Below are 21,430 nucleotides of genomic sequence, written 5' to 3'. Positions count from 1 at the left end.
TTGTCAGGCGCCGGACAGGTCCGGCATGGCATAGAACCGGGCGATCGCGGCGAACTCCTCAGCCTGGAGGCTTGCTCCGCCAACCAGGGCCCCGTCGACGTCCGACTTGGCCATGATGGCGGCGATGTTCGCCGCTTTCACCGATCCGCCGTAAAGAATACGCGTTGCGGCGGCCACCTCCGACGACCAGGTCTCCTCGACACGCCCACGGATGGCCGCACAGACCTCCTGAGCGTCCTCGGGAGTGGCCACCTCGCCGGTCCCGATGGCCCACACGGGCTCGTACGCGATGACCACGTCGGCCATCTGCTCGGCGGTCAGGCCCGCGAGCGAGCCGTCGACCTGGTCGAGTGTGTAGGCGACGTGCTGACCGGACTGGCGGACCTCGAGGCCCTCGCCCACGCACACGATCGGGCTCATGCCCGCGCCGAGTGCCTTGGTGGCCTTGACGTTGACCTGCTGATCGGTCTCGCCGTGGTACTCGCGGCGCTCGGAGTGGCCGACCACGACGTACGAGCAGCCGAGCTTGGCGAGCATCGCCGCGGTGACCTCACCGGTGTAGGCGCCGCCGTCGTGCTCGGACACGTCCTGCGCGCCGTAGCGGATCGACAGGTGATCGCCGTCGACGAGCGTCTGGACGCTGCGCAGATCGGTGAACGGCGGGACCACGACGACCTCGGCCTTGTCGTAGTCGTGCTTCTTGTCCTGCAGCGTCCACGCGAGCTTCTGGACGAGGACCAGCGCCTCCTGGTGGTCGAGGTTGGACTTCCAGTTGCCGGCCATGAGCGGCGTACGGGCGGAGGCCATGTCAGTTCCCTTCGCTCTGCTGATCGAGGATGGCGAGGCCGGGGAGCGTCTTGCCCTCGAGGTACTCGAGCGAGGCGCCGCCGCCGGTGGAGATGTGACCGAACTGGTCGTCTGCGAAGCCCAGCTGGCGCACGGCCGCGGCCGAGTCGCCGCCGCCGACGACCGACAGCCCGTCGACCTCGGTCAACGCCTGCGCGACGGCCTTGGTGCCGGCTGCGAACGACGCCATCTCGAACACGCCCATCGGGCCGTTCCAGAAGACCGTGCGGGAGCCGCGGATGACCTCGGCGAACGCTGCGGCCGAGTCCGGGCCGATGTCCAGACCGAGCTGATCGGCCGGGATCGCGTCGGCCGCGACGACCGTGGCGCCGGCGTCCTTGAACTCGGGTGCCACGACGATGTCGGTCGGCAGCAGGAGCGTGACGCCCTGCGCCTTGGCCTGCTCGATGTAGCCGCGGGCCACCTCGAGCTGGTCCTCCTCGAGCAGGGACGTGCCCACCTCGTGGCCCTGGGCCTTGAGGAAGGTGAAGACCATGCCGCCGCCGATCAGGAGGTGGTCGGCCTTGTCGAGCAGGTTGTCGATGACCCCGAGCTTGTCGGAGACCTTCGAGCCGCCCAGCACGACGGTGTAGGGACGTTCGGGCGACTCGGTGAGCCGCTTGAGGACCGTGACCTCGGCCTCGACGAGACCGCCGACCGCGGCGGGGAGCCGGGTCGCGACGTCGTAGACGCTGGCCTGCTTGCGGTGGACGACCCCGAAACCGTCGGAGACGAACACGTCGGCCAGCGCGGCGAGCTGATCGGCGAACGCGCCACGCTCGGCGTCGTCCTTGCTCGTCTCGCCCGCGTTGAAGCGGACGTTCTCGAGCACCGCGACCTGACCGTCCCGGAGCCCCGCGGAGACCCGCTGGGCCTCCGGGCCGACGGTGTCGCCCGCGAACTCGACCGGCGCACCGAGCAGCTCGGCCAGCCGAGCCGCCACGGGAGCCAGCGAGTACGCCGCGTCGGGCGCACCCTTGGGCCGACCCAGGTGCGCGGTCACGAGGACGCGCGCACCTGCGTCAGCCAGGGACTTGATGGTCGGGACGCTCGCGCGGACGCGCCCGTCGTCCGTGATCGTCGTGCCGTCGAGGGGCACGTTCAGGTCACTGCGGACGAGGACGCGCTTGCCGCGCAGGTCACCGAGGTCCGAGACGGTCCGCACGTCAGAGGGAGGCGCCGACGTGGACGACGAGGTCGGCCAGGCGGTTGGAGTAGCCCCACTCGTTGTCGTACCAGCCGACGACCTTGACCTGGTCGCCGATGACCTTGGTCAGGCCCGAGTCGAAGATGCAGGACGCGGGGTCGGTGACGATGTCGGCCGACACGATCGGGTCCTCGGTGTAGACCAGGAAGCCCTTCATGGCGCCCTCAGCGGCATCCTTGACGATCTGGTTGACCTCTTCGACCGTCGTCTCGCGCGAGGCGGTGAACGTCAGGTCGGTCGCCGAGCCGGTCGGCACGGGGACGCGCAGCGCGTAGCCGTCGAGCTTGCCCTTGAGCTCGGGGAGCACGAGGCTCACGGCCTTGGCGGCACCGGTCGAGGTGGGGATGATGCTGAGGTTGGCGGCGCGCGCACGACGCAGGTCGCTGTGCGGGGCGTCCTGCAGGTTCTGGTCCTGCGTGTACGCGTGGATCGTGGTCATCAGGCCCTTCTCGATGCCGAGCGCGTCGTTGAGCGCCTTGGCCATCGGAGCGAGGCAGTTGGTCGTGCACGACGCGTTGGAGATCACCGTGTGGGCGGCCGGGTCGTAGAGCTCGTGGTTGACGCCCATGACGATCGTGACGTCCTCGTTCTTCGCCGGGGCGGAGATGATGACCTTCTTCGCACCGCCGTCGATGTGCGCCTTCGCCTTGGTCGCGTCGGTGAAGAAGCCGGTCGACTCGATGACGATGTCGACGCCGACGCTGGCCCAGTCGAGCTTGGCCGGGTCGCGCTCCTCGAAGGCGACGATCTTCTGCTCGCCGACGTAGATCGACGTTTCGTCGTACGTGACGTCGGCGTCGAGGCGGCCGAGGATCGAGTCGTACTTCAGCAGGTGGGCGAGAGTCTTGTTGTCCGTCAGGTCGTTGACGGCGACGATCTCGATGTCGGCCCCGGCGGCACGGGCCGCGCGGAAGAAGTTGCGGCCGATGCGGCCAAATCCATTGATGCCTACGCGTACGGTCACGGGAAACAGCTCTCCTGCGGAAGGGGGTGGCTAACGTCACCACCCTACCGAGAACCCAGCGCTACCGGCGAGTCACCTCCACGCACCGGACAGGCAGTCAGTCGATGCCGAGGTTGTCGTCGCCGAGGCTCGACTCGGTGTCGGGGATGCCGAGGTCCTCGGCACGCTTGTCGGCCATGGCCAGGAGACGGCGGATACGGCCTGCGATCGCGTCCTTCGTGAGCGCCGGCTCGTGCAGCTGACCGAGCTCCTCGAGGCTCGCCTGGCGGTGCTCGACGCGCAGGGTGCCGGCCATCTTGAGGTGGTCGGGCACCTCGTCGCCCAGGATCTCCAGCGCGCGCTGCGCACGGGCGCCGGCTGCGACGGCGGCACGGGCCGAGCGGCGCAGGTTGGCGTCGTCGAAGTTGGCCAGCCGGTTGGCCGTCGCGCGCACCTCGCGGCGCATGCGTCGCTCCTCCCAGGCCAGCAGGGACTCGTGTGCCCCGAGGCGCGTCAGCAGGGCGCCGATGGCCTCTCCGTCGCGGATGACGACCCGGTCGATGCCGCGGACCTCACGCGCCTTGGCGCTGATGCCGACACGGCGGGCAGCGCCGACCAGGGCCAGGGCGGCCTCCGGGCTCGGGCAGCTCACCTCGAGCGCCGACGAGCGTCCGGGCTCGGTGAGCGAGCCGTGGGCCAGGAACGAGCCACGCCACGCGGCCACGGCGTCGCACGACGATCCGGAGACCACCTGCGGCGGGAGGCCGCGGATCGGACGACCGCTGCCGTCGATCAGGCCGGTCTGGCGGGCGAGCGCCTCACCGTCCTTGGAGACCCGGACGACGTAGTGGGTGTCCTTGCGGATGCCGGCGTTCTGCACCACGAGGATCTCGCTGTCGTGGCCGTAGATCTCGGCGATGTCCTTGCGGAGCCGACGCGCCGCCGCCCCGGTGTCGACCTCGGCCTCGACCACGATGCGGCCCGAGACGATGTGGAGCCCACCGGAGAACCGGAGGATCGAGGAGACCTCGGCCTTGCGGCAGCACGACTTGGTGATCGAGGTGTTGGCCAGCTCGGCCTTCACCTGTGCCGTCATCGCCATGCAGCGGGTCCCCTTTGGGTCGTCGGGAAAATGGTCACTTTACGCCTGCCTCATGACGTGTCCGAATGCGGCTGCAAGGGACGCGGGGTCGTGCTGGTCGGAGCCGGGGGTCACCGCGAGGTCCGACACGAACAGCGTCGCGCCGAGGCCCCGGGCAGCCGCCTCCAGCGTGCCACGCATGTCAACGAGGCTCGTGTCGGCGATGACCGCATCGAGTCTCAGCTCGGGTGCGTGGGCGGCCAGCACCTCCAGGTGGTCGGTGGGGCTCAGGCCCTCGGTCTCGCCGTCCTGCTCGGTGAGGTTGAGCACCAGGACGCGGCGCGCCGGCGTCGAGATCAGGGCGTCCCGCAGCTCGGGCACCAACAGGGTGGGCATCACGCTGGTGAACCACGAGCCCGGCCCCACGACGACCCAGTCGGCCACCTCGACGGCCTCGACCGCCTGCGGGCAGGCCGGCGGGTCGCTCGGGTCGAGCCGCACCGTGACGACCTGCCCGTCGACGCTCGCGACCTGGACCTGGCCGCGGACGATGGTCAGCCGGTCGGGGTCAGAGGTCAGGCGGACGTCGGCCTCGATGTCGAGCGGGACCGAGGCCATCGGCAGCACCCGTCCCTGAGCACCCAGCAGGTCACCCACGAGGTCGAGGCCCGCCACGTGGTCGTGCTGGTCCCACAGGGCCGCGATCAGCAGGTTGCCGACCGCGTGACCGTTGAGGGGGCCGCCGCTGGAGAAACGGTGCTGCAGGACGCTCGCCCACGTGCGTCCCCAGTCGTCGTCGCCGCAGAGCGCCGCGAGGGCCATGCGCAGGTCGCCCGGCGGCAGCCCGCCCAGCTCCTCGCGCAGACGACCCGACGAGCCGCCGTTGTCGGCCACTGTGACGACGCCCGTGAGCTCGGTCGTCAGCCGGCGCAGCGCCGAGAGGCTCGCGGCCAGCCCGTGCCCACCGCCGAGCGAGACGACCTTGAGGTCACCGTCGAAACGCTCGGGGCGCGCCGGGCGCGGAGTCCGCGGGATCACTCGCGCCCCAGGTCGCGGTGCACCACCAAGGTGCGGACGCCGTGGGACCGCAGCCGCTCGGCGAACGCCTCGGACATCGCCACGCTGCGGTGGCGCCCCCCGGTGCAGCCGATCGCGATCGTCAGGAAGTGCTTGTCCTCGCGCAGGTAGCCGTCGGTCAGCAGGGCCACGAGCCGTTCGTACTGCTCGAGGAACTCCTCGGCCCGCGGCTGCGTCAGGACGTAGTCGCTCACGGGGGTGTCGAGGCCGCTCAGTGGGCGCAGCTCGTCGATCCAGTAGGGATTGGGCAGGAAGCGCAGGTCGGCGACCATGTCGGCGTCGATCGGGATGCCGTACTTGAAGCCGAACGACACCACCGAGGCCCGCAGGCCGCCGGAGTCGGCGTCCTCGAACGCCGCGTGGACCCGCTGGCCGAGCTGGTGGACGTTGAGATTGGTCGTGTCGACCACGATGTCGGCGCGCCCACGCAGCTGGCGAAGCAGCTCGCGCTCGCGCTCGAAGCCGTCGAGCAGGCGCCCCTCCAGGCTGAGCGGGTGCGGGCGCCGCGCGGCCTCCTGGCGACGCACCAGCACCTCGTCGGACGCCTCGAGATAGAGGATCCGGGTGTCCACGCCGACCTCGCGCAGCGACTCCAGCGCCTCCATGAGCTCACCGAAGAACTGTCGCGAGCGCGCGTCCACGACGACCGCGAGCCGGGCGATGCCCGACTTCTGGACCGTGTCGACCGCGCCGTGCAGCAGCGACGGCGGCAGGTTGTCGATGACGTAGTAGTCGAGCTTCTCCAGGACCTTCGCGGCGGAGCCGCGGCCGGCACCGGTCATGCCGGTGACCAGCACCAGCTGGCTGAGGGTGGTCAACTGTCCTCCAGGATCTCGCCGGTCGCCGTGTTGATGGTCGGTGCGCTCTCACCGGTCGCGAGCGCCTCCACGATGGATTGTGCCGTAGCCGGGCCGATACCGGGGACGGTCGCGATCTCCTCGGCCGTCGCGGACCGCAGCTTCTTGACCGACCCGAACGTCTTGAGCAGCGCCTTGCGACGGGTCGGGCCGAGGCCCGCGACGGGGTCGAGCACGCTCTCGATCATCGACTTGCTGCGCCGGCCACGGTGGTGGGTGATCGCGAAGCGGTGGGCCTCGTCGCGCAGCCGCTGCAGCAGGTAGAGACCCTCGCTGGTGCGCGGCAGGATCACGGGGTCCTCGTCCTCGGGCAGCCAGACCTCCTCGAGCCGCTTGGCCAGACCCACGAGGGCGACGTCAGTGACGCCCAGCTCCTGCATCGCCTGGTGCGCCGCCGCGACCTGCGGGGGGCCGCCGTCGACCACGACCAGGGACGGCTTGTAGGCGAAACGTCGCGGCTTGCCGGTCTCGGGGTCGATGCCGGGGCCGTCGTCGTCGTTCTCGTCGCGCGCCCGGAGCAGCTGGGTGAAGCGCCGTGTGATCACCTCGTGCATCGCGGCGACGTCGCTCTGCCCCTCGTTGCGGATCGTGAACCTGCGGTACTCGGACTTGCGGGGCAGGCCGTCCTCGAACACGACCATCGACGCCACGGTCTCGGTCGCACCGAGGTTGGAGATGTCGTAGCACTCGATGCGCAGCGGGGCGGTCTCGAGATCGAGCGCCTCCTGGATCTCCTCGAGCGCGAGGCTGCGCGCCGTCAGGTCGGACGTGCGCTTCATCTTGTGGCGCATGAGCGACTGCTTGGCGTTCTGCGTCACGGTCTCCATCAGCGCGCGCTTGTCGCCCCGCTGCGGGACGCGGATACGCACCGGCCCCTCCCGGCGCTCGCTCAGCAGCTCGGTGATGGTGCTCGCGTCGAGCGGCATCTCCGGGACCAGCACCTCGCGCGGGATCGCCGAGGGTGCCGCGTCCTGGTAGAGCGTCATGAGCGCGCGCTGCACGAGCTCGGGGAACTCGGCCTCGTCGGACTTCTCCGCGACCCAGCCGCGCTGGCCGCGGATGCGTCCACCGCGCACCGAGAAGATCTGCACCGCGACCTCGAGCGGGTCCTCGACGAAGCCCAGGACGTCCGCGTCGGTGCCGTCGCCGAGCACCACGGTCTGCTTCTCCAGCACCCGTCGCAGGGCGCCGAGGTCGTCGCGCAGCTTGGCCGCGAGCTCGTACTCCTCGCGGGCGGACGCCTCCAGCATCTTGGTCTCGATGCGCTTGGTGAAGCCGGCGGTCTGCCCGCCCATGAAGGCCAGGAAGTCGTTGACGATCTCGCGGTGCTCCTCGGGGCTGACCCGCCCGACGCACGGGGCGGCGCACTTGCCGATGTCACCGAGCAGGCACGGGCGGCCGATCGCCTTGGCCCGGCGGAACACGCCTGCCGAGCACGACCGCATCGGGAACACGCGCAGGAGGGTGTCGACGGTGTCGCGGATCGCCCACGCGTGACCGTAGGGGCCGAAGTAGCGCACGCCCTTGCGCTGGGCGCCGCGCATGACGGTCACCCGCGGGAACTCCTCGCTGACCGTGACCGCCAGCCAGGGATAGGACTTGTCGTCGCGGTACTTGACGTTGAAGCGAGGGTCGAACTCCTTGATCCAGGAGTACTCCAGCGCGAGGGCCTCGACCTCGGTGCTGACGACGGTCCACTCGACCGACGACGCGGTCATCACCATCTGCTGCGTCCGCGGGTGCAGGTTGGTGATGTCCTGGAAGTACGAGCTCAGTCGCGGCCGCAGGGACTTGGCCTTGCCGACGTAGATGACCCGGCGCTCGGCGTCCCTGAAGCGGTAGACCCCCGGTTCGGTGGGGATCTCCCCCGGCGCCGGACGATAGCTTGCTGGATCTGCCACCCCCCAAGCCTACGGCCCGGCGGTGACAGTCAGGCGTGGTCGGTCGCGTGCTTGCCCGGACGAGGGATGACGTGCCAGATCGCGACGACGATCGCGCCCCAGACCAGGCCGATCAGGGCGGACGCGACGGTGTTGGTGAGCCAGCCGGCGACCGCGCCGAATGCGCCCATCGCGTGGTGCACGTCCTCCTCGAGGTGGTGCACGAAGTCGTACGGCGGGTGGAAGCCTAGGTCGTCGACGCCGACCAGGATGATGTGGCCGCCGACCCAGACCATCGCCGCGATGCCGACCGTCGAGATGATCGCGAGCAGCACCGGCATGAACTTCACCAGGCCGTGACCGACCCGCTGGAGCAGCGCGCTCGACCGCTGCGTGAGGTGCACGCCCACATCGTCCATCTTGACGATCAGGGCGACCACGCCGTAGACGAGCAGGGTGATCGCGATCGCGACGACCAGCAGGATCGCTGCGCGGGCCACGAACGGCTCGTCGGTGACCTCGTTGAGCGCGATGACCATGATCTCGCCCGACAGGATGAAGTCGGTGCGGATCGCGCCGGAGACCATCGTGGCCTCGTGCTCGGGGTCCAGCTCGGTGCTGGCCTCCTCGACCTCGGCCTCGTGGTGGCCGCTGATGCGCTCCCAGATCTTCTCGGCGCCCTCGAAGCACAGATAGGTGCCGCCGACCATCAGCAGCGGGGTGAGCAGCCAGGGCAGGAACTGGCTCAGCAGCAGCGCCGCAGGCAGGATGAACAGGATCTTGTTGCGCAGCGAGCCGATCGCGATCTTCTTGATGATCGGCAGCTCGCGCTTGGCCGCGACCCCCTGGACGTACTGCGGGGTGACCGCGGTGTCGTCGACGACGACGCCGGCGGCCTTGACGCTGGCGCGTCCGGCGGCAGCGCCGACGTCATCGATGGACGCGGCCGCGATCCGTGCGATCGCGGCCACGTCGTCGAGCAGTGCAAATATTCCGCCGGCCATGTGGACAATCTACCGGCACTCAGCCGAGCAGGGGCTTCAGGAACCGTCCGGTGTGGCTCTCGGGGCTCTTCGCGATGTCCTCGGGCGTGCCCTCGGCGACCAGCAGGCCACCGCCGCTGCCCCCCTCGGGACCCATGTCGAGCACCCAGTCGGACGTCTTGATGACGTCCAGGTTGTGCTCGATCACGATGACCGAGTTGCCCGTGTCGACGATGCGCTGCAGGACGCCCAGCAGCTTGCGGATGTCCTCGAAGTGCAGTCCGGTCGTGGGCTCGTCCAGGACGTAGACCGTCCGGCCCGTCGACCGCTTCTGCAGCTCGGCCGACAGCTTGACCCGCTGGGACTCGCCACCGGACAGCGTCGTGGCCGGCTGGCCGAGGCGGACGTAGCCGAGGCCGACCTCGACCAGGGTGCGCAGGTGACGGGCGATGACGTTGTGCGCCTCGAAGAAGTCGACGGCCTCCTCGATCGGCATGTCGAGCACGTCGGCGATCGACTTGCCCTTGTAGTGCACCTCGAGCGTCTCGCGGTTGTAGCGGGCGCCGTGGCAGACCTCGCACGGGACGTAGACGTCGGGCAGGAAGTTCATCTCGATCTTGATCGTGCCGTCGCCCGAGCACGCCTCGCAGCGTCCGCCCTTGACGTTGAACGAGAACCGGCCCTGCTGGTAGCCGCGCATCTTGGCCTCGGGCGTCTGCGCGAACAGCTTGCGGACGTGGTCGAAGACGCCGGTGTACGTCGCCGGGTTGGACCGCGGCGTGCGCCCGATCGGCGACTGGTCGACGTGGATGACCTTGTCGATCTGGTCGAGGCCGTCGATCGCGCGGTGCCGGCCCGGGATCGTCCGCGCGCCGTAGACCGTGCGGGCGAGCTGGGTGTAGAGGATGTCGTTGACCAGCGTGGACTTGCCGGAGCCCGAGACACCCGTGACCGCGACGAGCATGCCCAGCGGGAACGTCACGTCGATGTTGCGCAGGTTGTTCTCCTTGGCCCCGCGCACCCTCAGCTCGCGGCCCTTGACCCGCTTGCGCCGCTTCTCCGGCAACGGGATCGACTTGCGGCCCGACAGGTACTGACCGGTCAGCGAGTCCTTGCTCTCGTAGAGCTCCTTGACCGGGCCGGAGACGATGACCTGGCCTCCGTGCTCGCCGGCGCCCGGGCCGATGTCGACGGCCCAGTCGGCCGCCCGGATCGTGTCCTCGTCGTGCTCGACGACGATCAGCGTGTTGCCGAGGTCGCGCAGGCGTACGAGCGTCTCGATGAGGCGCTGGTTGTCGCGCTGGTGCAGGCCGATCGACGGCTCGTCCAGGACGTACAGGACGCCCACCAGGCCCGCGCCGATCTGCGTCGCCAGGCGGATGCGCTGCGCCTCGCCGCCGGACAGGGTGCCCGCGGCACGGTCGAGCGCGAGGTAGTCGAGGCCGACGTCGAGCAGGAACCGGAGCCGCTCGTTGATCTCCTTGAGCACCTGCTCGCCGATCTGGCGCTCCCGATCGCTCATCTCCAGCGTCTTGAGGTAGTCGGCGGCCTCGGAGATCGACATCGCGCACACCTCGGCGATGTTCTTGGGGCCGTACTCGGTGGAGTTGAGGGTCACCGCGAGGATCACGGGGCGCAGACGGGTGCCGTTGCAGACCCGGCACGGCACCTCGCGCATGAAGCCCTCGAGGCGCTCCTTGCTGGTGTCGGACTCGGTCTCCGCGTGGCGGCGCTCGATGTAGGTGATCGCGCCCTCGAACTCGGTGTAGTAGGAGCGGACGCGGCCGTAGCGGTTCTTGTAGCGGACGTGGACCTTGGTCGAGTGGCCGCGCAGGATCGCGTCCTTGACCTCGTCGGACAGATCGCCCCACGGCGTGTCGGCGCTGAATCCCAGCTCGTCGGCGAGCGCGCCGATCAGGCGGGAGTAGTAGTCGGCGACATGGGCGGACGCCCACGGCACGACCGCACCCTCGTTGAGCGACTTCGCGTCGTCGGGGACGACCAGCTCGGGGTCGACCTCCATGCGCGTGCCGAGTCCGTGGCACTCGGGGCACGCACCGAACGGCGCGTTGAACGAGAACGAGCGCGGCTCGAGCTCGTCGACCTCGAGCGGGTGGTCGTTGGGGCACGCGAGCTTCTCGGAGAAGCGGCGCGTGCGGTTCTCGTCCTTGGGGTCCAGGTCGACGTAGTCGATGATCACCAGCCCGTCGGCGAGTCCGAGCGCCGTCTCGATGGACTCGGTCAGCCGCTGCTGCTGGGACTTCTTGACCTGCAGCCGGTCGACCACGACGTCGATCGTGTGCTTCTTCTGCTTGGCCAGCTTGGGCGGCTCGTCGGCGAGCATGTGCACCTCGCCGTCGACGATCGTGCGGCTGAAGCCCTGCGTCTGCAGCTGACGGAACAGCTCGAGGTACTCCCCCTTGCGACCGCGGATGACCGGTGCGAGCACCTGGAAGCGGGTGCCTTCCTCGCCGGCCAGGATGCGGTCGACGATCTGCTGCGGGGTCTGCCGGGCGATGGGCTCGCCGCACTGGGGGCAGTGGGCGCGGCCCGCACGGGCGTAGAGCAGGCGGAGATAGTCGTAGACCTCGGTGATCGTGCCGACGGTCGAGCGCGGGTTGCGGCTCGTGGACTTCTGGTCGATCGAGACGGCCGGGGACAGGCCCTCGATGAAGTCGACGTCGGGCTTGTCCATCTGCCCGAGGAACTGACGCGCGTACGCGGACAGCGACTCGACGTAGCGTCGCTGTCCCTCGGCGAAGATCGTGTCGAACGCCAGCGAGGACTTGCCCGAGCCCGAGAGACCCGTGAAGACAATGAGCGAGTCACGCGGGAGGTCGAGCGAGACGTCCTTGAGGTTGTGCTCTCGTGCGCCGCGGATGACGAGGCGATCGGTCACTGGTTCCCCTGTAAAGGTCGTGGTAGTGGGCAGAACTCTGCCCCTCGTCATCGTAACGACGGCATCCGACAGTTTCCTTCCGAGGACGGGGGTCGCACTGGTCACACGCCGTGTGCGCGGGCTCTGGCAGGCTTGCGCCATGACGTACACCGGAGAAGTCGAGGTCGGCGGTCCCGCCGACGTGCAGGTCGCGGGCGACCTGATGATCACCAAGATCGCCGTGGGCGAGATGAACAACAACGCCTATCTGCTGCGCTGCGTCCTGACCGGCGAGCAGGTGCTGATCGATGCCGCGGCCGAGTACGAGCGACTGCTCGAGCTGATCGGCCCCGACGGGCTGGCGCGGGTCGTCACGACCCACCGCCACGGCGACCACTGGCAGGCCCTCGCGACCGTCGTCGAGCGGACCGGCGCCGAGACCGTCGCCGGCGAGCGCGACGCCGACGAGCTGCCCGTGCCGGTCGACGTCCGCGTCCAGACCGGCGCCCGCGTCCGGGTCGGCTCCTGCGAGCTCGAGGTCATCGAGGTCGCGGGTCACACCCCCGGCTCGATCGTCCTCGCGTACGACGACCCCGACGGGATCGTCCACCTGTTCACCGGTGACTCCCTGTTCCCCGGCGGGGTCGGCAAGACCTGGTCGCCCGACGACTTCACGACCCTCATCGACGAGGTCGAGACCAAGATCTTCGGCGCGTACCCCGACGACACCCACGTCTATCCCGGCCACGGCCACGACACCACGCTCGGCGCCGAGCGCCCCCACCTCGCCGAGTGGCGCGCCCGCGGCTGGTGACCCCCGCCGGCCCCGAGGGCGGACCGACGATGAGGGTTTTGGGCAGCGCCGGCTGCCGGAAACCCTCATCGTCCGTGCCGGTGCGGACGAAGGATGAGGGCTAGGGGCTGCTGGGACTGCCGGAAACCCTCATCGTCGGTCGGGCCGTTCGCCCCGGGACTGACGCTGCCGCAGGGGTGACACTGGCTGGACGCGTGAGAGAAGCGAGCGCCGGCCGCACTGGGTCTACGGCCAGGGGGACGATCCCGACTACAGCTCCAGCCTGGCCAACGAACGCACCTTCCTGGCCTGGGTCCGCACCGCGGTCGCTGTCCTCGCGGCCGGAGTCGCCCTCGAGCCGCGCTCGCCCTGTTCGCGCTCGTGGCCGCGTTGGCCAAGCACACCTGGTCCGTGCTCGGACCGACCGCGCTGGCAGCCACGCTCGAGCTGATCCACCTGTTCGCGGCCTGACAGCCGGTCGTTCGTCCACACCTCCAAGAGGCCTTGCGTCAGTATGTCCGCATGCGCTCTCCACGGACATTGTTCATCGCAGCCGGGTTGCTCCTCGCGGTCGGGATCGTCCTCGTCCTCACCTCCGACAGCGGGCAAGTCAGCGAGTACGGGTGGTTCGCGTATGCGCCGGAGAGCGATTCAATATCCATGGGCGGCTCGTTCGTCGTGCTCACGACGCGCGAGGTCCTGGGCTGGTCGGCCGGGTGGCTCGGGACGCTGTTGGCCGCCGCCGCCATGGGCTACCGGTTCGCCGCACGGCGCAGGGCTTCGGACTAGGCGTCGTGCGGACCGGCGTCGATCACGCGGGCCTTCCGACCCGGGTGCCGCGGGTGTCGAGGCCCGTACGTTCGTCAGGTGGAGGAGAGCATCGGTCGGCTCGTATGGGCAGTGCTCACGGGCGTCGCGACCGTCCTGCTGTGGGAGGCGCTGCGCCGTACCAGGATGAACGACTACAGTCGCGCGCTGCCGCCGGTCGTCGCCGTGCTGATCTCGCTCGTCGCCCTCACGTCGCTGCGGATGGCGCTCAGCTGACCTCCTCGGGCAGGGCCTCCACCACGGACTTGAGCGTCTCGAGATCAGCGGCGACGGCTGCGGCGTCAGCCTCGAAGGCCGCCTCGTCCACGCCGGGCAGCCGGAACAGGCTGAAGACCACGTCGCAGCCCTCGCCGTTGGGGACGACGCGCAGCGGGTTGTGGACGCGGGTGCCGTCGGGCAGCACCACGGTGTGGTCGAGCACCCCGAAGGGATTGTCGTCGGCGAGCTCGACCGTGATGCGTCCCAGGTCGGACTCCGCGACCCACTGTCCGTCGACCAGCGAGATGGTCGTGCTGAGGCCGGCCGCCCAGTCGGGCAGGTGGCGGGGGTCGGACGCGTAGAGGTAGACGGTGTCCGCGTCGCGGTCGATCGTGCGGGCGATGTGCCGGGACTCGTACGTCATGGGGGCCATCACCCCACGGTAGGACCCGCCGCGGTTCATATAGAGCTTCTACCCCGGACGACGGCCAAGGTAGAAGCATGCTCCGACGAAGACCAGCATCAGTCCCAGCCAGACAGCGCTGAACACCGCCTGGCCCGAGTTGTCCTCGAGAACGCCAACGAGCAGGGCGGCACTACTGACGAGGACCCCGAGCAGCCCAAAGCGCAGGCCCTGCACCCAGGTGCTGTGGCTTGGTGTCGAACTCATGGCTGCACCTCCCGACTCGCGTCATGACCTCATCCTCGCAACGCCACACGCTACTGCAGACAGCACGCTCTGGTAGCGCCCTGGCCACGATCCCGCCTCGCGTGAGATCAACGCTTGCGCGTCGGACAGCCACATCACTCGCGCGGCTTGAGCTTGCTGGCCGGCAGCCAGGCGATCTGCGACGCGTCGCTGTGCCGCTGCGTCTTGCCCGGGATGATGTAGACGACCTGCGCCTCGTAGCCGTCGGACGAGCGCCGCCACCCGAGCACGAGACCGGGGTACTCCTGCGCGACCTGGGTCGTGAGGTTCGAGAGGTTGACCCACACGTGATAGACCGGCGGCGGCTGCGGCACCGGCACGGCGTACGGGTCACCGGCCGCGAGGGGCCTGCCGTTCCTCGTCCCGTTCGGATTCACCCGACCAGCGTACGCCGACTCGAACAGGTGTTCTAGTGGGGGTCTCGCGCCAGCGAGACGTAGACCGCGTTGACCGCGACCGCCTGCTCGAGCTCGGCGGACAGGCCGGCGAAGAACTGCGAGCGGTACGTCTCGTCGGTCACGGCGTAGACCGTGAAGTAGAGGCCTGCGAAGGCGGCGAGGAACACCGCGACCTGGAACAGCTCGTTGGTGACCGGGACGTGCCGGCCGAGAGCCGACGGCAGGCGGGTGACGGTCTCCCCCGTCCACGCCTCGACGGTGCCGTCGGGGATCGTCAGCGACCCGAACACCATGAAGAACGCGAAGAGGCCGAGCGTCAGCAGCAACACCTGGATCGCCTGGTTGAACAGCAGGACGAGCACGAGGTTGACCCGGGCGAACCGCGGCAGATCGGCGGGCAGCGCGGTGACGGACCGCGACGCCTCCTCCGCGGGCGTGCCGACGCACCGTTCGGCGACCCGGTCACCGACGACCTCACGCTCGACGCGTCGCACCTCCTCCGGCAGCCGAGCGAGCAGGAACACGACCGCGATCACGGCGAAGAACAGGACCGCCAGCCACAGCACGTGGCGCGACATCAGCGCCGCGACCTGCCACACCTCGGCGTTGATGAACAAGAACGTGACGGCCAGCAGCAGGAGCGGCAGTGCGCGCGTCAGCAACGGGAACATCAGGCCGAGCGAGCCGAACGTGCGGCGGGCGGCCCACCGCAGCATCGTGCCCATGCGCAGCAGACGGCCGGCGAACAGGCCCAGCAGCGCCAGGAACACCAGGACGCCCACGAACGTCCCCACGGACCCCTGATCGGCCCACACCGCACCCACCGCGACCCCGATGGTGATCGAGACGCCGATGATGAGCACGATCGCGGCGACGATCCGCTTGCTGGACAGCCACCCCTCGACCCGGTCCGCGTGGTCGCCGGTGAAGTACGGCAGCCCGTGGTCGTCGAACCATGCCTCGATGCGAGTGCCGGTCTCGGCGGGGGCGATCATGGCGACACCCTAGGGGACGATCTAGAAGTTCACCTTGAGCTCGTCGACCCCGTAGACGAACGAGAGCTGGCGGAAGCTGAGCTCGTGCTGCGGCTTCGCGAGCGCGAGGTCCGGGAACCGCTGGAACAGCTTGGGCAGCGCGATGCGCAGCTCCATGCGGGCCAGCTCGGCGCCGATGCAGCGGTGGATGCCGTGGCCGAACGCGAGGTGGCCGCTGGACGGCGTACGGAAGGGGTCGAAGCCGTCGGGGTCCTCGCCGGCCGAGTCGGGATCGCGGTTGGCGCCCGCCAGCGAGGTGAGGATGACGTCACCGGCCTTGACCTGGGTGCCGAACAGCTCCATGTCGCGCTTCGCGAACCGCGGGAAGGCGACCTGCACGACCGACAGGTAGCGCAGCAGCTCCTCGACGATGCGATCGACGTCGGCGGGGTCGCCGCGACGCATCAGCTCGGCGTGCTCGGGATCGCGCAGCAGCACGATCGTGCCGAGAGCGATCATGCCGGCCGTGGTCTCGAAGCCACCGGTGAAGACGCCGTCGGCGAGTCCCGCGAGGTCGAAGTCCGAGATCGTCTCGCCCTCGTCGCGGATGATCTGGCCGAGCAGTCCGGGACCGGGCTGCTTGCGCTGGCGCGCCACCGCCTCGAAGAGGAACTTGCGCTGGTCCGAGACCGCGCCGAACGCCGCCGCACCGCCGTTGGTGGCGTCGAAGCGGTCGCTGCCCAGCTTGGCGAACGCCTGGCTGTCGGCGTAGTCCAGGCCCAGCAGGGCGCAGATCGTCTGGAACGGGATCGGGAACGCGACCGCCTTGCACAGGTCAGCACCCGGCCCCTCGGCCTCGAGCTGGTCGAGCTGGGCGTCCACGAACTCGGTGATGAGGGGCTCGAGCCGGGCGAGGCGGCGCATCGTGAACTCGGGGGTCACGATCTTGCGCAGGCGGGTGTGCAGCGGCGGGTCGGTGAACCCGAGGCCACCGATGTCGTCCGCGGTCGCCGGGCCGTCGCCGTGAAACAGGTGGCGGATGTCGTTGCTGTAGCTGTCCCGGTCGGTGAGGACGGTCCGCGCCTCGTCGTAGCCGGTCACGAGGTACGCCGTGAAGGTGAACGGGAGCTCGAGCTTGCGCATCGGCTCGCTCGCGCGCCACTCGGCGATCTGCGGCAGCGGGTCCATGACGTCACGCTGCAGCGGCACCTTGGTCAGCTCAGGGATGAACGACAGGGCGCTCAGGTCGATCCCGTTCTTCTGGATGCGCTTGACCAGCATGCGCCCGACCCAGCGGCGGACTCTCCCCTTGACCTCTAACACGCAGATGAAACTACACGGCTGCCTTGCGCGGGGCGGTCAGCCGGTAGAGGGTGAGACGAACGCGCCACCCTCAGGCGCGCAGTTCTCAGGGGGGTTCATGAGCACCGACACCGCCGAATCAGGCCAGCCTCACGAGCTGAAGAGAGTGATGGGCCCCAGGCTCCTGCTGCTCTTCATCGTCGGCGACATCCTCGGCGCCGGCGTCTACGCCGTCACCGGTGAGATGGCCGCAGGGGTCGGCGGCATCGTGTGGCTCCCGTTCCTCCTGGCCTTCATCGTCGCGACGGTCACGGCGCTGTCGTACCTCGAGCTCGTGACGAAATATCCGCAGGCCGCCGGCGCCGCCCTCTACGCGCACAAGGCGTTCGGGGTGCACTTCATCACCTTCATCGTGGCGTTCGCCGTGGTGTGCTCGGGCATCACGAGCGCCTCGACGGCCTCTGCGACCCTCGCCGGCTTCCTCACCGACGGCCTGCAGATCAACGGCTGGATCGACGGCGACGTGAGCGAAGGCACCATCACCGCGGTCGCGATGGGCTTCATGGTGCTGCTGGCCGTCATCAACCTGCGGGGCGTTGGCGAGAGCGTGAAGTTCAACGTCGTCCTCACCCTCGTCGAGATCAGCGCCCTGCTCATCGTCATCGGCGTCGGCTTCTACGTCATCGCCCAGGGCGACGGCGACCTCAGCCGCATCACGGTCTTCGAGGACGCCAACGACAAGGGCATGTTCCTCGCTGTCACGACCGCCACCTCGATCGCCTTCTTCTCGATGGTCGGCTTCGAGGACGCGGTCAACATGGTCGAGGAGGTCGAGAACCCGCAGAAGATCTTCCCGCGCACCATGCTGACCGGTCTTGGCATCGCGGTCATCCTCTACATGCTGGTGGCCATCTCGGTCGTCAGCGTGCTGACGTCCGACCAGATCAAGGAGATCAACGACAACGGCGATCGGGCCCTGCTGTCGGTCGTCTCGATCGGCGCGCCCGACTTCCCGATCGACAAGGTCTTCCCGTTCCTGGCCGTCTTCGCGGTCGCCAACACCGCGCTGATCAACATGCTCATGGCGAGCCGTCTGATCTACGGCATGGCCCGTCAGGACGTGCTCCCCCGCCAGCTCGGCGCGGTGCTGCCGGGACGCCGCACCCCCTGGGCCGGCATCCTGTTCACCACGCTCCTCGCGCTCGGGCTGATCCTCTACGTCCGGCAGGATCCCGACAGCGACATCGTGGTCAACCTGGCCACGGTGACGTCCCTGCTGCTGCTGTGCGTGTTCGCCGTCGTCAACATCGCGTGCATGGTGCTGCGGCGCAAGAAGCACGACCACGTCAAGACGGTGTTCCGCTCCCCCGGTCCGCTCCCGGTGGTGGGTGCCCTGCTGTGCCTGTTCCTCGCCGGCCCGTGGGTCGAGCGCGACTCGATCGTCTACGAGATCGCGGGCGGGCTGATGGTCATCGGCATCGTGCTGTGGGTCATCACCTTCGCGATCAACAAGGCGACAGGCCAGGGCGACAGCAACTTCCAGGACGTCGACTCGCTCGAGTGATCACGACGACAGCGCCCCCGGTCACCAGGAGGTGGCCGGGGGCGCTGTCGTGGTGGGAGGTTCAGCGCTGCGTGTCGTCCGGATCGCTCGACTTGGGCTGGCCGTCCGCCGCCAGTCCGGCCCGCTCGCGACGCGAGGACACCGTGAGGCTGACGATGGCCGTGACGGCGAGGACGCCGACGATCACGCCGAGGCTCAGCAGCGTCGGGATCTCGGGGACCTTGACGTGCTCACCGCCGTTGATGAACGGCAGCTCGTTCTCGTGCAGGGCGTGCAGCACGAGCTTGACGCCGATGAACGCCAGCAGGACCGAGAGACCCTGCGACAGGTAGATCAGCTTGGTCAGCAGATCGCCCAGCAGGAAGTACAGCTGGCGCAGACCCATCAGGGCGAAGACGTTGGCGGTGAAGACCAGGTACGGCTCCTGCGTCAGACCGTAGATCGCGGGGATCGAGTCGAGCGCGAACAGCAGGTCGGTGGTGCCGAGGGACAAGATGACCAGGAACATCGGCGTGATGTAGGTCTTCTTGTTCTCCTTGATGAACAACTTGAGGCCGTGCCACTCGTCCTTGACGTTGAAGAACCGGCGGGCCATGCGGACGACCGCGTTCTCACCGTCGTCGTCGTGGTCCTTGTCCTTCACCAGCGTGTAGGCGGTCCAGAGCAGGAACGCGCCGAAGATGTAGAAGATCCAGGAGAAGTTCTCGATCGCCACGGCGCCGATCGCGATGAAGATGCCGCGGAAGACCAGCGCGATGATGATGCCGACCAGCAGCGCCTCCTGCTGCAGCTTCCTCGGCACCTTGAAGCTCGCCATGATGATGAGGAAGATGAACAGGTTGTCGATCGAGAGGCTGTACTCGGTCAACCAGCCGGCGAAGAACTGCAGACCGAAGTCGCCGCCCTTCTCACCCGGGCCGGGCTTCACGTCGTGGTGGACCATGACCCAGATGCCGAACGCGATCGCGAGGCCGACGTAGCCGGTCAGATAGGCCGCGCACTCCTTGAGCGTCGGCTCGTGCGGCTTGCGAGCCACGATGATGATGTCGAACAGGAGCACTGCGATCGTGACGCTGATCGTCACGATCCACTCGGTCTGCGAGACGGACATGCCGATCGTCTCGTCTCGGGCCGCCTGTTCGGCGAGGGGAAGAAACACTGGCTGGACCTCCGGTCGTCGCTGCGCCGGAGGTCTCTTCCGCCGGGGATGCGGCCCGCAGAACCGGGTGACTGCTGGGAGTCACCGTGATGACGGCTCTGCGATCAGGGAATACTCCCCTCCGCGCACCATTGTGTCAGCAATGCCAGACGAACGCCGTGGCAGCGTCCGCGCACTGTCGTCAGCTGGTCCGGAGCGAGCGGGCCCGGAGCTCGAACCACAGGCTGCGCGGCCATCCGCCCTCGGGCTGCAGGGTCGGGTGGTCGAAGGCGTCCGGCGGCGCGGTCTGCGGCTCGACGCACACGAAGTGCTCCCGGTCGGTGAGCACGACCCACCACGGGGTGGACGCCGTGAGGGTCAGCTCGAGCGCTCCGGGCCAGGTCAGGACGGGAGGCAGGCCCAGCCGGAAGCAGTCGTCCCACGGCTGCTCCTTGGGCGCGACCAGGTGGCCGGTGGGCAGACCGTCGGGCCCGCGCTCGACCATCTCGTCGATGTCCAGCGACATCGAGATCTCCTCGCCCGTGGCGAGACGACGCCGGAACCACGGGTGCAGACCGATCGAGCACGGCAGGTCCGTGCCGTCGTCCCACGACAGCTCGATGCGCAGGCCGTCGTCGAGCAGCGTGTAGCGCAGCTCGGCAGTCCCCTCGCTGGGCCACGGAGCACCCAGACGCCGCCGGAACACCCCGTCGCCCGCGTTCTCCCACTCGATCTTGCGGCCCAGCCCGTGGATCGCGTGGCCGTCGGGCGCCTGCGGCAGCTCGTACGTCTGCCCGTCGACGTGGAGCAGGCCGTCGCGGATGCGGCCGGCCCACGGCACCATCGGGAAGCAGCCGTCGGGACCGAGCAGCTCGAGGCCGTCGATCGTCAGCTGGTGGAGTCGGGCTCCGAGGCTCGGGTCGATCTCTGCGCGGATGCGCGCGTTCTCGATGACGGGGTTCACAGGGACCAGTCTCGCCTACTCGGCGGCGTCCAGCTCGAACCACAGGTGGTGAGGCCAGCCGCCGGTCGGCTGCAGGGAGGCGTGGTCGAAGGCGTCCGGCGGAGCGGTCTGCGGCTCGACGCAGATCGTCGACTCCGGCTGCGAGTACACGACCCACCACGGCGAGCTCGAGCTCAGGCGCAGCCGGACCGCACCCGGCCAGCTGAGCACGGGCGACCCGGCCACGCGGAAGCAGTCGTCCCACGGCCCGGGTGATGGCTCGACCAGGCGTCCGGTGGGCAGCCCGTCGTCCCCCCGCTCGACCATGGTCTCGGGATCGAACGACAGCACGACCTCCTGGCCGGTCGGCAGCCTGCGCGGGAACCACGGGTGCAGTCCGATCGAGCACGGTGATGCGGTGCCGTCGTCCCACGACAGCTCGATGCGCAGGCCCGCGTCGAGCAGGCGGTAGGTCAGGGACGCCGTGCCGGTCGTCGGCCACGGCTCGCCGAGACCCAGCCGGTAGCGGCCCTCCCCCACGACGTCCCACACCTCGACGTGGCCGAGGCCGTGCAGGGCGTTGCCGTCGTCGGACACCGGCAGCTGGTGCACGCCGTCGGCCGTCCGCAACCGACCCTCGCGGACACGACCGGCCCACGGCACCATCGCGAAACAGCCGTCGGCGATGGCCGGGTCGACGCTCGGGTCCTCGGCCCGCGCCAGCAGCTCATGACCGTCGATCACCAGGCTCGTGAGCCGGGCACCGCGAGCCGGGTCGATCGTGGCGCGTACGCGGTCGTTCTCCAGGACGTCGGTCATCAGGACATCCTG

20 protein-coding genes and 1 pseudogene are annotated in these 21,430 nt (G+C 69.2%); 5 read left to right on the top strand and 16 right to left on the bottom strand.

The window, feature by feature from the left end; all coding sequences use genetic code 11:
* Nucleotides 1-3: 3 nt before the first annotated feature.
* The 9 genes from tpiA to uvrA all read right to left on the bottom strand — a co-directional run bounded on the left by tpiA (nt 4) and on the right by uvrA (nt 11,773).
* Nucleotides 4-807, bottom strand: coding sequence for a triose-phosphate isomerase (gene tpiA / locus GEV26_RS07890; RefSeq protein ID WP_153652561.1), 804 nt, complete (start codon nt 805-807; stop codon nt 4-6).
* A 1-nt stretch (nt 808) separates the two neighbouring features.
* Nucleotides 809-2,011 carry a phosphoglycerate kinase gene (locus GEV26_RS07885; RefSeq protein WP_153652560.1) on the bottom strand — a complete coding sequence of 401 codons (1,203 nt, stop codon included), beginning with the start codon at nt 2,009-2,011 and terminating at the stop codon, nt 809-811.
* 1 nt (nt 2,012) lies between these two features.
* Nucleotides 2,013-3,017, bottom strand: a complete 1,005-nt coding sequence (gene gap, locus GEV26_RS07880; protein WP_153652559.1) for a type I glyceraldehyde-3-phosphate dehydrogenase — start codon at nt 3,015-3,017, stop codon at nt 2,013-2,015.
* Between the two features lie 97 nt (nt 3,018-3,114).
* A complete protein-coding gene (whiA, locus tag GEV26_RS07875; protein ID WP_153652558.1) occupies nt 3,115-4,098 on the bottom strand; it encodes a DNA-binding protein WhiA in 984 nt (327 codons plus the stop codon).
* 39 nt (nt 4,099-4,137) lie between these two features.
* A complete protein-coding gene (locus GEV26_RS07870; protein WP_153652557.1) occupies nt 4,138-5,115 on the bottom strand; it encodes a gluconeogenesis factor YvcK family protein in 978 nt (325 codons plus the stop codon).
* Nucleotides 5,112-5,972: an RNase adapter RapZ gene (gene rapZ / locus GEV26_RS07865; RefSeq protein WP_153652556.1), complete on the bottom strand. Its 861-nt coding sequence runs from the start codon at nt 5,970-5,972 to the stop codon at nt 5,112-5,114. The genes GEV26_RS07870 and rapZ overlap by 4 nt, the downstream gene beginning before the upstream one ends.
* Complete coding sequence (uvrC, locus tag GEV26_RS07860; protein ID WP_153652555.1) at nt 5,969-7,912, bottom strand: excinuclease ABC subunit UvrC; 1,944 nt, start codon at nt 7,910-7,912, stop codon at nt 5,969-5,971. The genes rapZ and uvrC overlap by 4 nt, the downstream gene beginning before the upstream one ends.
* Nucleotides 7,913-7,941: 29 nt before the next feature.
* Entirely contained in the window at nt 7,942-8,895 is a 954-nt protein-coding gene (locus tag GEV26_RS07855; protein WP_153652554.1) for a DUF808 domain-containing protein, read from the bottom strand.
* Nucleotides 8,896-8,914: 19 nt separating this feature from the next.
* Entirely contained in the window at nt 8,915-11,773 is a 2,859-nt protein-coding gene (gene uvrA / locus GEV26_RS07850; RefSeq protein WP_153652553.1) for an excinuclease ABC subunit UvrA, read from the bottom strand.
* A gap of 139 nt (nt 11,774-11,912) precedes the next feature.
* On the opposite strand from uvrA, the gene GEV26_RS07845 reads away from it, so the two are divergent.
* From GEV26_RS07845 to GEV26_RS07830, 4 genes and pseudogenes are all read left to right on the top strand, one after another.
* Entirely contained in the window at nt 11,913-12,566 is a 654-nt protein-coding gene (locus GEV26_RS07845; protein WP_153652552.1) for an MBL fold metallo-hydrolase, read from the top strand.
* A gap of 262 nt (nt 12,567-12,828) precedes the next feature.
* A pseudogene (locus tag GEV26_RS18225) lies at nt 12,829-12,891 on the top strand (DUF202 domain-containing protein); the annotation flags it as partial.
* Nucleotides 12,892-13,067: 176 nt separating this feature from the next.
* Entirely contained in the window at nt 13,068-13,334 is a 267-nt protein-coding gene (locus GEV26_RS07835) for a hypothetical protein (protein ID WP_153652551.1), read from the top strand.
* Nucleotides 13,335-13,412: 78 nt separating this feature from the next.
* On the top strand, nt 13,413-13,589 hold the full coding sequence (locus tag GEV26_RS07830) for a hypothetical protein (RefSeq protein WP_153652550.1): 177 nt from the start codon (nt 13,413-13,415) through the stop codon (nt 13,587-13,589).
* Here the strand turns inward: GEV26_RS07830 and GEV26_RS07825 are convergent.
* The 4 genes from GEV26_RS07825 to GEV26_RS07810 all read right to left on the bottom strand — a co-directional run bounded on the left by GEV26_RS07825 (nt 13,582) and on the right by GEV26_RS07810 (nt 16,933).
* Complete coding sequence (locus GEV26_RS07825) at nt 13,582-14,004, bottom strand: SRPBCC family protein (RefSeq protein WP_243839019.1); 423 nt, start codon at nt 14,002-14,004, stop codon at nt 13,582-13,584. The genes GEV26_RS07830 and GEV26_RS07825 overlap by 8 nt on opposite strands.
* Before the next feature lie 371 nt (nt 14,005-14,375).
* Nucleotides 14,376-14,657 carry a hypothetical protein gene (locus GEV26_RS07820; RefSeq protein WP_153652549.1) on the bottom strand — a complete coding sequence of 94 codons (282 nt, stop codon included), beginning with the start codon at nt 14,655-14,657 and terminating at the stop codon, nt 14,376-14,378.
* A gap of 32 nt (nt 14,658-14,689) precedes the next feature.
* A complete protein-coding gene (locus GEV26_RS07815) occupies nt 14,690-15,673 on the bottom strand; it encodes a hypothetical protein (RefSeq protein ID WP_153652548.1) in 984 nt (327 codons plus the stop codon).
* Nucleotides 15,674-15,694: 21 nt separating this feature from the next.
* Complete coding sequence (locus tag GEV26_RS07810; protein ID WP_194839999.1) at nt 15,695-16,933, bottom strand: cytochrome P450; 1,239 nt, start codon at nt 16,931-16,933, stop codon at nt 15,695-15,697.
* Nucleotides 16,934-17,072: 139 nt separating this feature from the next.
* Here GEV26_RS07810 and GEV26_RS07805 point away from each other — a divergent pair, with 139 nt between their 5' ends.
* Nucleotides 17,073-18,518, top strand: coding sequence for an APC family permease (locus tag GEV26_RS07805; RefSeq protein WP_153652546.1), 1,446 nt, complete (start codon nt 17,073-17,075; stop codon nt 18,516-18,518).
* A gap of 61 nt (nt 18,519-18,579) precedes the next feature.
* On the opposite strand, the gene GEV26_RS07800 is transcribed toward GEV26_RS07805, so the two are convergent.
* From GEV26_RS07800 to GEV26_RS07790, 3 genes are all read right to left on the bottom strand, one after another.
* Entirely contained in the window at nt 18,580-19,629 is a 1,050-nt protein-coding gene (locus GEV26_RS07800) for a TerC family protein (protein WP_153652545.1), read from the bottom strand.
* Between the two features lie 229 nt (nt 19,630-19,858).
* Nucleotides 19,859-20,620 (bottom strand): aldose 1-epimerase, encoded by a 762-nt coding sequence (locus tag GEV26_RS07795; protein WP_194839998.1) that lies wholly within the window; start codon nt 20,618-20,620, stop codon nt 19,859-19,861.
* A gap of 15 nt (nt 20,621-20,635) precedes the next feature.
* Nucleotides 20,636-21,418, bottom strand: coding sequence for an aldose 1-epimerase (locus tag GEV26_RS07790; protein WP_153652543.1), 783 nt, complete (start codon nt 21,416-21,418; stop codon nt 20,636-20,638).
* Nucleotides 21,419-21,430: the final 12 nt, after the last annotated feature.

The organism is Aeromicrobium yanjiei (assembly GCF_009649075.1).
GTDB lineage: Bacteria > Actinomycetota > Actinomycetes > Propionibacteriales > Nocardioidaceae > Aeromicrobium > Aeromicrobium yanjiei.
The sequence above is the reverse complement of the archived record's forward strand: the minus strand, read 5'-3'. Positions and strand labels throughout refer to the sequence as shown.

Bases quoted from the DNA above. Each gene is read 5' to 3' on its own strand.
- GEV26_RS07810 (WP_194839999.1), bottom strand. From the start codon at position 16,933: ATGCTGGTCAAGCGCATCCAGAAGAACGGGATCGACCTGAGCGCCCTG.
- tpiA (WP_153652561.1), bottom strand. From the start codon at position 807: ATGGCCTCCGCCCGTACGCCGCTCATGGCCGGCAACTGGAAGTCCAAC.
- GEV26_RS07815 (WP_153652548.1), bottom strand. From the start codon at position 15,673: ATGATCGCCCCCGCCGAGACCGGCACTCGCATCGAGGCATGGTTCGAC.
- GEV26_RS07800 (WP_153652545.1), bottom strand. From the start codon at position 19,629: ATGTCCGTCTCGCAGACCGAGTGGATCGTGACGATCAGCGTCACGATC.
- GEV26_RS07825 (WP_243839019.1), bottom strand. From the start codon at position 14,004: ATGGCCCCCATGACGTACGAGTCCCGGCACATCGCCCGCACGATCGAC.
- GEV26_RS07835 (WP_153652551.1), top strand. From the start codon at position 13,068: ATGCGCTCTCCACGGACATTGTTCATCGCAGCCGGGTTGCTCCTCGCG.
- GEV26_RS07855 (WP_153652554.1), bottom strand. From the start codon at position 8,895: ATGGCCGGCGGAATATTTGCACTGCTCGACGACGTGGCCGCGATCGCA.
- GEV26_RS07845 (WP_153652552.1), top strand. From the start codon at position 11,913: ATGACGTACACCGGAGAAGTCGAGGTCGGCGGTCCCGCCGACGTGCAG.
- GEV26_RS07805 (WP_153652546.1), top strand. From the start codon at position 17,073: ATGAGCACCGACACCGCCGAATCAGGCCAGCCTCACGAGCTGAAGAGA.
- GEV26_RS07790 (WP_153652543.1), bottom strand. From the start codon at position 21,418: ATGACCGACGTCCTGGAGAACGACCGCGTACGCGCCACGATCGACCCG.
- whiA (WP_153652558.1), bottom strand. From the start codon at position 4,098: ATGGCGATGACGGCACAGGTGAAGGCCGAGCTGGCCAACACCTCGATC.